Genomic DNA, 14,089 nt, shown 5'->3' with positions numbered 1-14,089 from the left:
TTTTTTAGTGCATGAACAAATCTTTTCATTTCACATACATCTCTTCAAGTAAATAAATAAATTCGCCTTGATTTCCTGCTAATACAGGGCATTTTTCGATATCAACCCATTCATAACAAAACACTAAGCCTCGGTCGTCCTCTCCCGCACTTACCATATGTTCCCATGTATCCTTTACATGTGTTAGCAGCGAAATATGAAAAAAGTGGCGTTTTTGATATTCCTGTTTTTCTTTCACATGAATGATATAATCACCAATGAAACGTTCTATATATACATGCCGTAAACCCGACTCTTCTAACACTTCACGCAGTACTGCTTCTTCTAATTTTTCTCCCTCATCAACTGTTCCACCCGGAACCTGTATACCCGCTTCTGGCATATCACGATGTGTAAAAACAAGTAGCTGCATAACTCCTTCTTTCTCCCTTGTAATGTATGCGTATACCTTTTTCTTATATAACATCGTCATCTATCCCCTCTCCCCTCAACTCATTATTTCATTGCTTCTTCTAAGGTGAGTTGATTTTCATATAAATACGTAGCTTGTGGATTTCCTACATAGCGTACATGCCACGGTTCATACCGATAACCCGTAATCGATTCCTTCTCTTTTGTATATCGGATGACAAAGCCAAATTTATGTGCATTTTCAGCTAGCCATTTCCCTTCTTTTGTATCCCCAAAAATGGCTTCTAATTGAAACTTGGCAGATTGTGATGTAATATCCATCGCGAGTCCCGTTTGATGTTCACTCGTTCCTGGTACCGCACTCGACATCGCTGTTTTCGCTTCTCCATCTTGAATCTTATACATTGTATTTAGTGCTTTTTGTCGATCAAAAGACCTGAAACCTGAGACTGCAAAGAGAAAAACCCTCTCTTGATCACCTTGCTTGAACATATTTTCAAGTGCCTGTGCTGCCTCTTTCCTCATTTTCTTCTTCTCTTGATCTCCTTCACTTGAATAACGCACTTTTGGAACGACTAAATCTTGCGGCTTATAACGATCCGGTAACCGTCTACTTTTATTTACAAGCACAAGTATAGAATCCGGATTATTCACAACTGCAATATCTCCTTCTACTTGAGCAATAGTTTCTTGCTCTTTTGGAAATGTAACTATACTATTCACTTCTTGTGCTTGCTTATCTTTATACATTTTATAGTTAATGCCTGCTACTCCAATAATAATTGCAACTACTACGACACTCAGCAGTGTCCACCTTTTTTTCATAAAACGACCTCTTATTTTAATAATTTGGCCATATAATACTCGTCGATATTTTCCCCACCAACAATGAGAGAAGCTTTTTGACACCTTCTTGTTCAAATCCTACTTTTTTATATAGTACTTGAGCTCGCGTATTATGGGCCATTACTGTTAGTTTTAAACGCCATACATCATGTAATTTTGCCCATATCTCTACCTCTTTAAACAAATCTGTTCCAATTCCTTTTCCGCTATACTCTTGTAAAATTCTAATTACAATCGCTGCTGCATGTTTGTTTCTTTGCACATTACCACCATTAACTAAAATAAATCCGACTAATTGCTCACCTTCTACTGCTACAAATATTGTAGAATTATTGTTTTCTATAAAGCGTTTAATCATACTTTCTTGCTGCTCCACTGTCATATTCCGTTCCCCTGGTTCCAATAACATAAAAGAAGTTTCTTCATCTAATTGTTTTCCTAACAATAAAAATGCTGCTGCGTCCTCTACTTGAATTTCTCGTATCATCTCTATCACCCTGTCGATTTTATAATGTAAAAAAGTCTTATCTATAAAGAGGATTTCGCTATTTTTTTATGAAATACCTTTCTATTTTTCACAGGAGAAATAGACAAATTTCGATATTAGTATAATGAAGATAAAATTCTTTTTATAAAAAGAGCTTGGTTCCTATTTTCCTATTCTTTTTGAACAAAAAAACGTAAGCACCACGCCTACGTTTATCCATTCACCTTTTCTGCTTGCCAAAAATATTCACTAAATGCTTTCGCCAATACATCGATGGAACGATTTAATTCTTCAGAGGTGTTATCTACACCCCCTACTTCAATTAAAATTGCTTGTCCTGACAAGTCCTGATTATAAACACCGTTCCCTGTTTGAAACCCCTTTTGTATAACTCCTCGACTTACACCTGGATATTTTTTATTAATCGCTTCATGTAGTGCAGTTGCTAATTGTAAGTTTTGGGCGTAATTTTTATTCCCTTTTCCAATGACAAAAGCAAGCTTCGCATACGATTTATCTCCAATTGCTTTTGTCGTGACATTTTTACGAGCGCTATCCCGGTGTAAATCAAAAAAGTATTGTAGTTCTTTATTGCCTGCCATCGCCTCCTGTACAATTTCCCGAGACATTTTGTAAGAACTTGTATCATTTAACCCTCTACTAATCAGTCTCTTCCCAACATCTGTTTTATCAAGAACTGCTCCTATTCCTTCATTTTCTAATTGTTCACGGAATCTATCTCCGAAAATAGAAATATTCGTCACAGAACTCGTCGCTTTATTTGCGTTTGGATTATTTGTCAAATTTAATAACGGCAAATAAGACTCCCAGCTGTGAGAATGATAGATAAATGCAACTTGTCTTTTCCCCGTCGTTTGAGCAGGTTCTTTCTTTTCTTTATTTGTATCCGTTTTAGGAACCTGTCCAGTTTCTCCCGTTCTTTCTTTCACCAATTCTTCAAGCGGAACACTTGATTCTATTGGTAAATTAGAATAATCGGTCCCTTCACCAGCAATGACAATTTCTGTATCATATTTTCCAAACCCAGGAAGTTCTTTTCCGACGAAACTACGCACATCATCAAAACGAATATTTGTCGCTGTTGAAAAAAGAAAAGATGAAATCGAAAAATCTCGATTTAAATTTCGATATTCTTGTGTAAAATAATGATTTTCCTTTCCAATCACATACATATATCCATTCATTGATAACTCATTCAACCAATTATATAAATATGCTGACTTTGTTTCTTTCAATGAAGTCACCATCATACTAATAAGAAAAAAAGTTGCTAACATCATAAGGACAACAAATACAATAAGCTTACGTACACTTGTTAGTTTCACATAAAAAAAGCCTCGATTCATAACATCACCCTCTCTGTTCCAACTTATGTACAAGCTATAGAGAATAGACCGCCTAAATTTCGGCTATATTGTCATAGAGGTGAAATGAATTGAAGCTAATTATCGGTATAGTTCCTATTGTTTTATCCGGTGTTTTTTTATTATTTGCAGCACATCCTAAAATTCGTGTTTTCTTAGATATTTGTGCATATCTTTCATTATATATACTTGGTGTACTAATTGCTTTTAGCATATATGATGTTGTGCTGCACGGATTAGTATTTATGACAACCATCCACGGTGTCTTGTTGAATCCATTATTTCTCATCACCGGGGCTTATATAGGAGTATATTCTTTATATCTCCTTATTTATAAACTAGTAACAAATGTAAGAAGAACATAATACCTATTTTTTAATGGAGTGTAAAAATGAGACCAACTTTTATTTGTCATAAATGCAAAAAAACAATTACCAGAAAGCAAGATCTTGTTACCACAATGTTTTACATACGCATCTACTTATTCCACAACACTTGTTTTAACCAACAAGTTTTCTTTTCCAGTTTTATTCCTATTAATACGCTATTTGGAGCATATTTCATTTGGTATACTCTCGCTATAGGGAGTATTTTAACCATAAGCGATCCATCAGTTATTTGGATCTTCTTTTTAGTACCTACTCTATACCATTTCATTTCTTACTATTATATTGAACGTCACTTTCGCTGATAGCGATTTGACTGTCCTTTCGGAATACTTAAACACTTCCACTCTTTTTCTTTCAGCAATTTTCCAACATAAATAATTTGTCCAATATGTGATGCATAATGAGCAATCTGCCTTTCAATCGCTTGCATAACACTATGGGCTTCCCCTCGAATATGCACGATCTTTAAAAGGTCTTGCGGAGTTAATGATTGCAGCGCTTGAAAAACATACTCGCACCCTACTTTCCATGCTATTAGCACTTCTGCTTTTGAAGCATAACCCCCTTCAAATTCACCATCGCGATTTCGATCTAGCTTTTCACCATCTGTCGTTAAAAAGTCCGTCCATCTTGAGCGCATATTCCCATGTAAATGTTTGATTATAATTGCAATACTATTTGCTTCTTCATGAGGCTTCCAACTGATTTGTTCATATGATAACTGTAAAAGTGTCCGTTCTCCTTGCTTTTGCATCGCCTTGAAGTTTGAAATCGCACATTCTAAATAGACCTTTCCAACATCCATTCTTAATCCTCTCCCCTATTAACTAATTGGTGTTCCATTAGGGATTTTTATATCTAGCTGCATTGACCACTTCATGGCTAAAGCACGTGGGCTTTCCCGCTCACAAATTCTGTAATTTGAGCACTGAACTGCTTCATACCAAGTTCACCAAAGTCAATTTCTAACTTAATCGCAGGTACACGCGCTTCTTTAAACTCTTCTGCTTTTTTATCGTTCCTACACGTACATCTAACTGTAAAAACCTTCAAAATTATCCATTTCATCACTCCTTCCAAGCTAATATTTAGACAAAACATACAAATTCCCTCTAAAAAAGAAAGATGCCTAAGCACCTTTCTTTTGTAACTCACTTGATTCATTTGGTTTATATAAAAAGTAACCGATAACCCCACCAATACAGGATGGTAATAACCATCCAATGCCTTCTTTATATAGAGGAAGCATTTGCAGGACATTTGTTATTGCATCGAACTTAATATTTACACTTTCTAAGCCGTTAAATATACTAATTACTAATGCGCCCAAAATTGCACCGATATATATTGTATTTCGCTGTCCGATCCATTTATGGAAATAAGACAGTACAATTAGTACAATCGCAACAGGATAAATAATCATCAATACTGGCAATGTTACAGCAATAAGCTGTGTTAACCCTAAGTTTGATACAACTAAACTAAACACGCATACCAATGTCACGATCATTTTATGTGATAATTTTGGGAATAAATTTGTAAAGAATCCTGCACACGCTGATGTAAGTCCAACTGAAGTTGTTAAACAAGCAAGTGTAATAACAAGGGCCAATAATATTTTGCCACTCGTTCCATATAACTCATTAACAACTTTCGTTAAAATAAGACCTCCATTATCAGAAACGCCAAGTGATGTACTTGTCGAACCAAGATAAGCAAGTGATAAATAAATTAATGTTAAACCTAATACAGCAATAATGCCGGATACAATTGTTGTTTTTGCAATTTGTCCACTCTCTTTTATCCCTTTTGAACGAATAACTTGTACAACAACGATGCCAAAGACAAGTGCACTAATCGCATCCATCGTTAAGTATCCTTGAATAAATCCACCAAAAAACGCATTCTCTTTATATGCCTCTATAGGTGCAGCGGGTGCTCCGATTGGATCGATAATGGCTTTCCCTACAATTACAGCAACAATTAATACTAATAATGGAGTTAGAAACTTGCCAAACCAATCAATCAATTTTGATGGGTTTAATGATAAGTACCACGTAATACCGAAGAAAACTGCTGTGTAGAGAAACAACATGTACCATTCTGAAGCCATTGTTTCCGTTAAAAATGGTTTCATCCCCATTTCAAAAGAAACCGCTCCTGTACGTGGGATGGCAAAGAATGGTCCAATTGCTAAATAACTAATCAGTGGGAAAATAAATGCAAATATGGGGTGCACTCTAGAAGATAGCGCTTTCAAATCCCCTTCTACAAAAGCGACAGCCGTTACAGCTAATAGAGGAAGTCCGACTCCTGTCACAAGGAATCCAATTGTGGCAATCCAAACATTTTCTCCTGCTTGTTGACCTAATACCGGCGGGAAAATTAAATTTCCTGCTCCTAAAAATAATGCAAATAACATTAAACCGATTGCTAGTGTATCTCCTGGCCTTAATCGTCCCTTCATCTCTCTTTTGCATAGCATGTCTTCATTGTTTTTGTCTCTTTCACAATATACTATGCATCCTCCTCTCTATCCATAGTGATTATATATACCCCTTAAAAAGCAATGTCTTTTCCCATAATTTCTCCATTTCCCCTTTTCTTACTCTGATTAATAATTTTGATTTTTTAGAATATTCAAAACATCAGAGTGTTATACCACAGAGTTACTAGGTCAGACCTCTTTGCTTTTGTCAAACATATAGTAACACATTTAGTTGAAAAATAAAAACATATTTTTTATACGAAATTTTTAGAAAAACTAAATAGTATGCAAACCTTTCATTATTCTTTTAGAAAAATATTTTATAAACAAATAAGCTACTGTTCATTTTGTTATTTTTAAATAACGATAGGTTTTCTCTTCCTATATATAATGAAAAGCCACCTAAATCATACAGATGGCCTTTCATCTTCTACTCTATTGTTTCCACTTCACGTGGATTATTCATTTCTTCTACGTATACAACACGAAATCCATGATCTTCTAAATCCTTTAATAAAATTTCTAACTCTTCTGCTTTAAATTCTTCACCTAGTGTGAACATAATTCTACGCACTAATAAAGCATTATTGTCGAATGTCATTAAACTTTGAATACCACTATATTTTTTTAGAACGGTGGATAATTTTTGAATGGCTCCATTATAATCCTGCGTTCCAACCATGACAGAGTATACACTAGAATGAACTCCCCATGCATCTTCTAATAGTTCAAACACCTTTTTATGAGTTAAAATCCCCAAGAATATCCCTTTTTCATCTACTACTGATAAGTATGGTAACTTCTTAATAGTAAAGAATACTTTGAAGAAAGAAGAATCTTCCCTCACATACCCTTCTTTATCATTTAACAATTCTGATAAATCATCTTCTAACGATCCTTTATATTCTAAAATATCTACTTTGTACACATTTCCTAGAAATTTCCCTTGTTTTGCATCTAAAACTGGAACACAACGATAACCAGTTTTATTTAAATGATCCAGCGCTTCTCCAACTGTAAATGAATTAGAACAAAATAGTACTTCCTTTTTAGGCACATAGTTCCCTTTAATCCTCATAAAAAGCCTCCTTATGTTAAAATACTTTCTGTGCCATAACTATATTATATTTTCAGAAAAAAATAAACGTTTTATTTTACTTTTCTGAAAACTCCCTGTATTGTTGTCATCATTTGTTCATGAATGATTCATTTTTTGAAAAAGTTAATAGCTTATCATTCTGTACCTAATTGCCGACTAGAAAAATTATCCTGAATTAACTAGAAGTAACATCCTCATTCATGAATCCTCCACTGATGGAAGTTTTCCTTTGTAAATGGGGCTTCGCTTTTTATCATTATATTTAACTTCGTAAATAATGCCGAGCTTCCTGCAAATGAATTACTTAAGTATCGTAACTTATACCCATATGTAAAAAAAAAGATATTGTAACTTGTCCAAAAAAACGTTAGAATAATAATAATAATAATAAGAATTTTCTGAATATTCAAAGAGTAGGTGAGCAATTATGTCTTCATTATTTCGTTCTTACACATATCGCTTTTTAATTGGATTCCTAATCATTCTTATCATAAGCCCTCTTCCCGCTATATTATTAACGCATGAATCTTCTTATTTAAAAGGTTTACTTGGGATTTTTTATAATTTCGCTCATTTCCCGTCCATTTCTATTCCAATGATTGATTGGATACGTGAATCCATTCTTTTTTCATCTCAACCTATTATAGATTCTACTACAACGGTACATGTTCCAGGACACTCTCCCCTTCTATTCCCTTATATATGGGAAGTATACTTTTTATCAATCGTTCGCTTTACGCTCACACTAGCAATTGGTTTTTTCGTTAGCCTAGCAATTGGACGTTTATTCTTAAAAACACCAAAGCAATTTAAAAAGTACATTTCAATATTGCGCTGGATTCCATACTCATTCAGTACTGCTCTATTACAATGTTCTATCATTTTAATTTCTTTATACATTGCAAGGTACATAACCATTCCATTTCTTTCTTCCCTCATCATCATATGTAGTACATCAATGATTATCGTTATACAGGCAATCAAAAAATGGATTCCGTTTTTAAATAACACTGAAGAACATAATATACGTAATTCATCGTTTCTTATTAATACGCTATTTATGGCAATAGCTTCAAACCATAAATCTATTTTAAGCTCCATTATTCTGTCATTTTTTTATATGGAATGTATTTTTCATACGAAAGGATTGCTACAATTTATGATTCAATTTGGAGGAAATTCACCAACTGTTATTACAATTGGACTGCTACTCATTTATATTCCGTATATCATTCTTTCCTTTCTTCAATCTGCATGGACAACAAACCAGTCTAAACATCAAACTTACGCTATCTCAAAAACAATAATTAAATAAATTAACTTTAAACAAGCTCCCTCCTTTTCAAAATGGAGGGTTATTCCCCTTTTATTCAGGGTAAAATACCAACAAATTCATGAATGTTTAGAAAAAAATTCCAATATTTACTCATTTCCTTTGACTATTATTTTCATTTCGATTTATTATAAAAGTATAACATACTTGCAGGAGGTGACATCTTTATTCCCGCTTCGGGGTAGAGAACACACTTGGACATATTAAATATTTTTCTCATTTTTGTACTTATTCTCATTTCTGGCTTTTTCGTGGCATCTGAATTTGCGGTGGTAAAAGTACGAAAAAGCCGAATTGATCAGCTTGCAAATGAAGGAAATAAGCAAGCATTAGCTGCCAGAAGTGTTGTTTCTAACTTAGATGTGTACTTATCAGCATGTCAGCTTGGTATTACCATCACTTCTTTAGGACTCGGTTGGCTTGGCGAACCAACTGTAGAACACTTACTACGACCCTTATTTGAAAAAGTAAACATTACTGGCACAATGGCTAATACACTATCATTCATCATTGCATTTAGTATCATTACTTTTTTCCATGTTGTATTAGGGGAACTTGTTCCAAAATCTTTCGCGATTCAAAAAGCTGAAGCAATTGCATTGAAATTTGCTAAGCCACTCATTTGGTTTGATCGAATCATGTATCCTTTCATTTGGTTGCTTAATAGTACAGCCGTATTCTTTACAAAACTATTTGGCTTAGAACCAGCAAAAGAAAATGAACTTGCTCACTCAGAAGAAGAATTACGATTGATTTTAGGTGAAAGCTTTAAAAGTGGTGAAATTAATCAAACTGAATATAAATATGTAAATAATATTTTCGAATTTGATGATCGTGTTGCCAAAGAGATTATGGTACCTCGTACAGAAATGGTTTGTCTATCTATCGAAAATACATTAGAAGAAAATATGGACATCGTGGCATCTGAAAAATATACACGTTATCCGATTATTGAAAAAGATAAAGATGATATTATCGGGATGCTAAATACAAAAGAAATTTTTCACGATCAAACGAAGGGGATTCATAAACCTTTAGAAGCTTATATACATCCAGTCTTAACTGTATTTGAAACAGTGCCCATCCGTAAAACATTAATTCATCTTCAAAAGAACCGTGTGCAAATGGCAATTGTAATGGATGAATACGGCGGAACAGCTGGACTATTAACAATGGAGGATATTATTGAAGAAATTATTGGTGAAATTCAAGATGAGTTTGATGCAGATGAATCACCAATGATTGAAAAGCGCACGCCAAAACTCACTGTACTAGATGGAAAAGTACTCATTTCAGAAGTAAATGATATGTTTGGTTTACATATTGATGATAGTGATTTAGATACAATTGGTGGCTGGCTACTCTCCCAAGCTGTTGATCTAAATATTGAACCTGGATATTCAATTGAATATGCTGGTTTCCAATTTAAAGCTTTAGAACTTGACGGGCATCAAATTAAGAAAGTTGCTGTACATAAACTAGATAGTAAAAAGGAGATATAAAGTGACTGTTTTATTAACACTTTGTATAATTGCTTGTTTTATCATATCGTTTATTGCGTTTATCTATCCAATTATCCCTGGCATACTTGCACTGTGGGCTGGATATCTTATTTATCATTTTGGTATAAATGGCGGGGAGCTAACAACAAGTTTTTGGATCCTCCAAATCATTTTTACCATCATTATTTTCGTTGCTGATTTTATTGCAAATGGATACTTCTTAAAAAAATACGGAAGTACCAAATGGAGCGAACGCGTGGGAATGATTTCTATTATTGTCGGTTCCTTTTTCTTCCCACCATTTGGTCTCATTATCATTCCATTTCTATCAGTTTTCGTGACAGAAATAATGCATAAAAAAACACCGCAAGAAGCGTTTATGGTAGGAATTGCTACAGTCGTCGGCTTTTTAAGCAGTACAGTGGCAAAAGCGATTTTACAAATTATTATGATTATCATTTTTGTATGTTACATTCTTTTTTAACCATCCCTTTTCAGGGATGGTTTTTTAATATGCAATGCCTACGCGGCTATTTTCATATACTTCTTCTTTGATTAAAGACCACGCAAAACGCGCCGTATCTCCTATCGTAATTTTCGATCCATCCAGTGGTAACATATTTATCTCTGTCCGGTATGTCCCTGTTTCTTCACCATCAACTAAATGTGTAGGACAAACAACGGTCCAGCATAGTCCACTATTTTTTAATGCTACATAAGCTGATAAATGATCCTCAGCAGCTATCGTACTTCTTCTTTTTGATTCATCCGATTGAAACCGATATATCTTCGGATTTGTTCGTGCTTGTAAAATGCCAGCAGTTCCTATTGCAATAATCCTTGTTATCTTATCTTCTTTCATATGTTTTATAATACTAGGCATGCTGTCCGATAAGGTTCCATTCCCATCAGTTCCAAGAGCACTTAAAACGATATCAGCCCCCTTTAACGCTTTCTTCACATCATTTTCCTGTAATACATCCCCTTCTACTATATGTAGATTGTTATGTTTTACTACAAGCTTATTTTGATTACGAACTAATACTGTGACATCATGTGAATCTTTTAATGCTAGTTTCATTAACTGTGACCCAACTCTTCCAGTTGCTCCAAATATGCATATTTTCATCTCTCTGCTCCTTATTCTCTATTTCTCTCTATTTTTTCTCAAAAACGAAAAATATACAACTAAAAAAGCTTCCTCATCACCTGAGGAAGCTCCACTATACAATACTATGCTATTATTTTTTTTCCTTTGAATCTGAAGAATTGCTATCTTTACTCGTTTCCTGATCTGTCTTCTCATCTTGCTGCGTTGTTGTTTCTTCCTCTTTCTTCTCTTCCTCACCATTATTATTACAACCTACCAGAAATAAAGAGCTCGCAAGTGCCATTACAGTTAAAGATTTAACCCATTTATTCATTTGCTTATCCCCCTTTTGATAGAATATGTACAATCTCATATTACTTCTCTTTTTTGAAGGAAATATGAGAAAAGAGTAAAGATACGGTAAATGTTTGTAAATTTTCTGATAACATCAATCTTATCTTTTTAATTTCTCAGTGTTTTCACATATAATAAAAGTAATATAAAACAGAAAGGTTGATACATATGGAACTTGGATTAGCTGGAAAAACTGCTCTAGTTGTCGCTTCTAGTCAAGGATTAGGAAAAGCAATTGCTACGGAGCTCATAAAAGAAGGAACAAACGTTATGCTACTTAGTCGTAATGAGGAAAAGCTAGCATCTTTACAAACAGAATTAATCACGCTTAATAAAGGTACCGCCATGTATATAGTTTGTGATGTTACAAATAAAGAAAGTATAAAACAAGCCGTAGAATATACTGTACAAACCTTTGGTGCAATTGATATTTTAGTAAACAATGCCGGCGGTCCTAAGCCCGGTACATTTGAACAATTAACAGACGAAGATTGGTACAATTCATTTGAACTTAATTTATTAAGCTACGTTCGTATGATTCGTGAAGTACTTCCATATATGAAACAGAAAGGTGGGAAAATTATTAACATTGCATCGTCTTCCATTAAAGAGCCTATTCCCGGATTACTATTATCAAATACATTCCGCGTCGGCATTACAGGTTTAGCAAAAACATTAGCATCCGAGCTTGCTCCATATAACATTTTAATTAATACCATTGCTCCAGGACGTATTGCTACAGACCGCATCGCATCTCTCGATGAAACAGCTGCCGAAAAACGTGGAATTGCAGTAGAAGACGTTCAAAAACAATACGAAGCAATTATACCTCTTGGAAGATATGGTCGTCCTAGTGAATTCGCTAAATTTGCTACATTCCTTGCATCTGATGCAAATACTTATATGACCGGACAATCTTTTCTTGTTGATGGTGGAATGGTGAAAAGTTTATAATTCTTATATAAAAAAACAAGACGGTTACTATTCCGTCTCGTTTTTTATGCAAATTTTTCATTTTCGTATATATGTCCAATCTTATATTCTCTTTTCACAACGTATTGCCATACACTATATGCATACCGATTCATTTTAACGAAACAACTTTCCAGAAAAGATCGAAACTCTGGATTTGCAACTTCTACTGCAACTTGGGCAAACCTGAGTGCTAATCTTTTTAAATTTGAAATATAAGAAATAGCAATTTCGATATCGCTTTTATTGGTATCTTTCATTGGTATGTTATTTTGTATAAGGGGAGACTCCAGTTGTTCACAAATTATATGCTGTACATTTTCACCCTCTTGAAAATTTACCTGTTCATTGTAAGCTTGTAAAATATAGGGCAAATGTTGTTTTAATATATTTCCTAGTTCTTCATCATTCACCTTATTCATACACTCACCAATCATATGAATCACTTCATAACTACACTTCATTAATTCTTCCATGCATCTCATATTATAGCTCCCCCCTTCTTCTAAATATATGCCTATAAATAGAAAGCCAGAACATTTGCCACCTTTGCTAGAAACCAATCCCAACTACTAATTTTGTCAAAATCTTTGTCCGTTAATCGTTTAGAATCATGAAAATCCTTCTGTAATTTCCCCCATACTTCCGCAACAACTGCTTTATCATAGATAAAACAGTCTGATTCTGTATTTATATAAAAACTACGCATATCAAAATTTGCTGTCCCTACATCAGCACTTATATCATCAATGATTGTCACCTTCCCATGAAAAAAGCCATCTCGGTATTGATAAATTTCCGCTCCTTCATCTAGCATCTTTTTTAAATGTGGATAAGCAGCTTGTTTTAACAACAGTGCATCACTTTTAAAAGGAACAAGAATTTTTACAGCAACTCCACGCTGTAATGCCTCTTGCAAAACACTTATCATTTCTTTTCCTGGTACAAAGTATGGCGTTGCAATAACAATTGACTTTTTAGCCTGCTTCAATAGTCCACTATACTCTTTCCAAAATCCTTTTCCATCAGAAAATATATACTGATATTTTGCACTTCCTTGTATAGAATTCCCTTTATATAAAGAAAGCTTTTCACCAGTATCCGTATGCCAATCTTCTGCAAATTTCCGCTCCATATCAACTGCTCCATCTCCTTCAATACGCAGTTGATAATCACGCCATCTCCCGAATTTAGGATCCTTTCCGAGATACTCCTCTCCAATGTTAAAACCACCAACATAAGAAACTTTCCCATCAATCACTGCAATACGACGATGATTACGTTGATGCAGTGAATAAAAAAGATTCTTTAATTTAGGTTTTTTACTAAAAGTAAACTTAACACCCTTTTCTTTTAAGCGTTGAATCACTTTTTTCTTAATTTTATAGCCACCAATACGGTCCACTGATAATTTCACATCTATACCACTCAATGCTTTTCTCTCTAATAGTTGTAAGAAATCACGACTTACTTTATCTTTACCTACAATATAAAAATGAAGATAAACAAATTTTTCAGCACGATTTATATCTTCAAACAAGTTTCGATTCAAATCTTCCCCGTTTGTATACAATTGAAAATTCCCATTTCGAATTTGTGATATTTCAAGTTGATTCGTCATTTTCTTCCCCATTTCTAGATCGATGTTCATCCATATGACTACACCTATGATACATAACAAGATGGTTATACATTTTTTCATGGATAAAACCCTTTCTTCAAAAGCCGTCATT

16 protein-coding genes and 2 pseudogenes are annotated in these 14,089 nt (G+C 34.1%); 6 read left to right on the top strand and 12 right to left on the bottom strand.

What is annotated here, in order from left to right:
- Nucleotides 1-25: 25 nt before the first annotated feature.
- The 4 genes and pseudogenes from LOK41_RS05530 to spoIIP all read right to left on the bottom strand — a co-directional run bounded on the left by LOK41_RS05530 (nt 26) and on the right by spoIIP (nt 3,111).
- Complete coding sequence (locus LOK41_RS05530; RefSeq protein ID WP_241815608.1) at nt 26-472, bottom strand: NUDIX hydrolase; 447 nt, start codon at nt 470-472, stop codon at nt 26-28.
- Between the two features lie 23 nt (nt 473-495).
- Nucleotides 496-1,236: a M15 family metallopeptidase gene (locus LOK41_RS05525; RefSeq protein ID WP_241815607.1), complete on the bottom strand. Its 741-nt coding sequence runs from the start codon at nt 1,234-1,236 to the stop codon at nt 496-498.
- Nucleotides 1,237-1,247: 11 nt separating this feature from the next.
- Nucleotides 1,248-1,744, bottom strand: a pseudogene (locus tag LOK41_RS05520) (N-acetyltransferase family protein).
- Between the two features lie 212 nt (nt 1,745-1,956).
- Complete coding sequence (gene spoIIP, locus LOK41_RS05515) at nt 1,957-3,111, bottom strand: stage II sporulation protein P (protein ID WP_241815606.1); 1,155 nt, start codon at nt 3,109-3,111, stop codon at nt 1,957-1,959.
- Nucleotides 3,112-3,200: 89 nt separating this feature from the next.
- On the opposite strand from spoIIP, the gene LOK41_RS05510 reads away from it, so the two are divergent.
- On the top strand, nt 3,201-3,494 hold the full coding sequence (locus LOK41_RS05510; RefSeq protein WP_241815605.1) for a hypothetical protein: 294 nt from the start codon (nt 3,201-3,203) through the stop codon (nt 3,492-3,494).
- Nucleotides 3,495-3,520: 26 nt separating this feature from the next.
- Entirely contained in the window at nt 3,521-3,820 is a 300-nt protein-coding gene (locus tag LOK41_RS05505) for a permease (RefSeq protein ID WP_241815604.1), read from the top strand.
- Here the strand turns inward: LOK41_RS05505 and LOK41_RS05500 are convergent.
- The 4 genes and pseudogenes from LOK41_RS05500 to cbpA all read right to left on the bottom strand — a co-directional run bounded on the left by LOK41_RS05500 (nt 3,808) and on the right by cbpA (nt 7,084).
- Nucleotides 3,808-4,323: a DUF1572 domain-containing protein gene (locus LOK41_RS05500; RefSeq protein ID WP_241815603.1), complete on the bottom strand. Its 516-nt coding sequence runs from the start codon at nt 4,321-4,323 to the stop codon at nt 3,808-3,810. The genes LOK41_RS05505 and LOK41_RS05500 overlap by 13 nt on opposite strands.
- Before the next feature lie 107 nt (nt 4,324-4,430).
- Nucleotides 4,431-4,581: pseudogene (locus tag LOK41_RS05495) on the bottom strand (tRNA-binding protein); the annotation flags it as partial.
- 66 nt (nt 4,582-4,647) lie between these two features.
- Entirely contained in the window at nt 4,648-5,985 is a 1,338-nt protein-coding gene (gene brnQ4 / locus LOK41_RS05490) for a branched-chain amino acid transport system II carrier protein BrnQ4 (protein WP_241815602.1), read from the bottom strand.
- Between the two features lie 451 nt (nt 5,986-6,436).
- Nucleotides 6,437-7,084, bottom strand: a complete 648-nt coding sequence (gene cbpA, locus LOK41_RS05485) for a cyclic di-AMP binding protein CbpA (RefSeq protein WP_241815601.1) — start codon at nt 7,082-7,084, stop codon at nt 6,437-6,439.
- A gap of 448 nt (nt 7,085-7,532) precedes the next feature.
- Between cbpA and LOK41_RS05480 the strand changes: the two genes are divergently transcribed.
- The 3 genes from LOK41_RS05480 to LOK41_RS05470 all read left to right on the top strand — a co-directional run bounded on the left by LOK41_RS05480 (nt 7,533) and on the right by LOK41_RS05470 (nt 10,424).
- Nucleotides 7,533-8,420, top strand: coding sequence for a hypothetical protein (locus LOK41_RS05480; RefSeq protein ID WP_241815600.1), 888 nt, complete (start codon nt 7,533-7,535; stop codon nt 8,418-8,420).
- Nucleotides 8,421-8,632: 212 nt separating this feature from the next.
- Nucleotides 8,633-9,940, top strand: coding sequence for a hemolysin family protein (locus tag LOK41_RS05475; protein WP_241815599.1), 1,308 nt, complete (start codon nt 8,633-8,635; stop codon nt 9,938-9,940).
- A 1-nt stretch (nt 9,941) separates the two neighbouring features.
- On the top strand, nt 9,942-10,424 hold the full coding sequence (locus LOK41_RS05470) for a DUF456 domain-containing protein (RefSeq protein WP_241815598.1): 483 nt from the start codon (nt 9,942-9,944) through the stop codon (nt 10,422-10,424).
- Between the two features lie 24 nt (nt 10,425-10,448).
- Here the strand turns inward: LOK41_RS05470 and LOK41_RS05465 are convergent, their stop codons facing one another.
- A complete protein-coding gene (locus tag LOK41_RS05465; RefSeq protein ID WP_241815597.1) occupies nt 10,449-11,069 on the bottom strand; it encodes an NAD(P)-dependent oxidoreductase in 621 nt (206 codons plus the stop codon).
- Nucleotides 11,070-11,181: 112 nt separating this feature from the next.
- Complete coding sequence (locus LOK41_RS05460) at nt 11,182-11,364, bottom strand: hypothetical protein (RefSeq protein ID WP_241815596.1); 183 nt, start codon at nt 11,362-11,364, stop codon at nt 11,182-11,184.
- A 188-nt stretch (nt 11,365-11,552) separates the two neighbouring features.
- On the opposite strand from LOK41_RS05460, the gene LOK41_RS05455 reads away from it, so the two are divergent.
- Nucleotides 11,553-12,338 carry an SDR family oxidoreductase gene (locus LOK41_RS05455; protein WP_241815595.1) on the top strand — a complete coding sequence of 262 codons (786 nt, stop codon included), beginning with the start codon at nt 11,553-11,555 and terminating at the stop codon, nt 12,336-12,338.
- A 44-nt stretch (nt 12,339-12,382) separates the two neighbouring features.
- On the opposite strand, the gene LOK41_RS05450 is transcribed toward LOK41_RS05455, so the two are convergent.
- Entirely contained in the window at nt 12,383-12,841 is a 459-nt protein-coding gene (locus LOK41_RS05450) for a spore coat protein (protein WP_241815594.1), read from the bottom strand.
- 32 nt (nt 12,842-12,873) lie between these two features.
- Complete coding sequence (gene cls / locus LOK41_RS05445; RefSeq protein WP_241815593.1) at nt 12,874-14,058, bottom strand: cardiolipin synthase; 1,185 nt, start codon at nt 14,056-14,058, stop codon at nt 12,874-12,876.
- Nucleotides 14,059-14,089 lie beyond the last annotated feature (31 nt).

This window comes from Bacillus sp. TL12 (genome assembly GCF_022625245.1).
GTDB lineage: Bacteria > Bacillota > Bacilli > Bacillales > Bacillaceae_G > Bacillus_A.
This window is presented reverse-complemented; position numbering and strand designations above follow the sequence as displayed.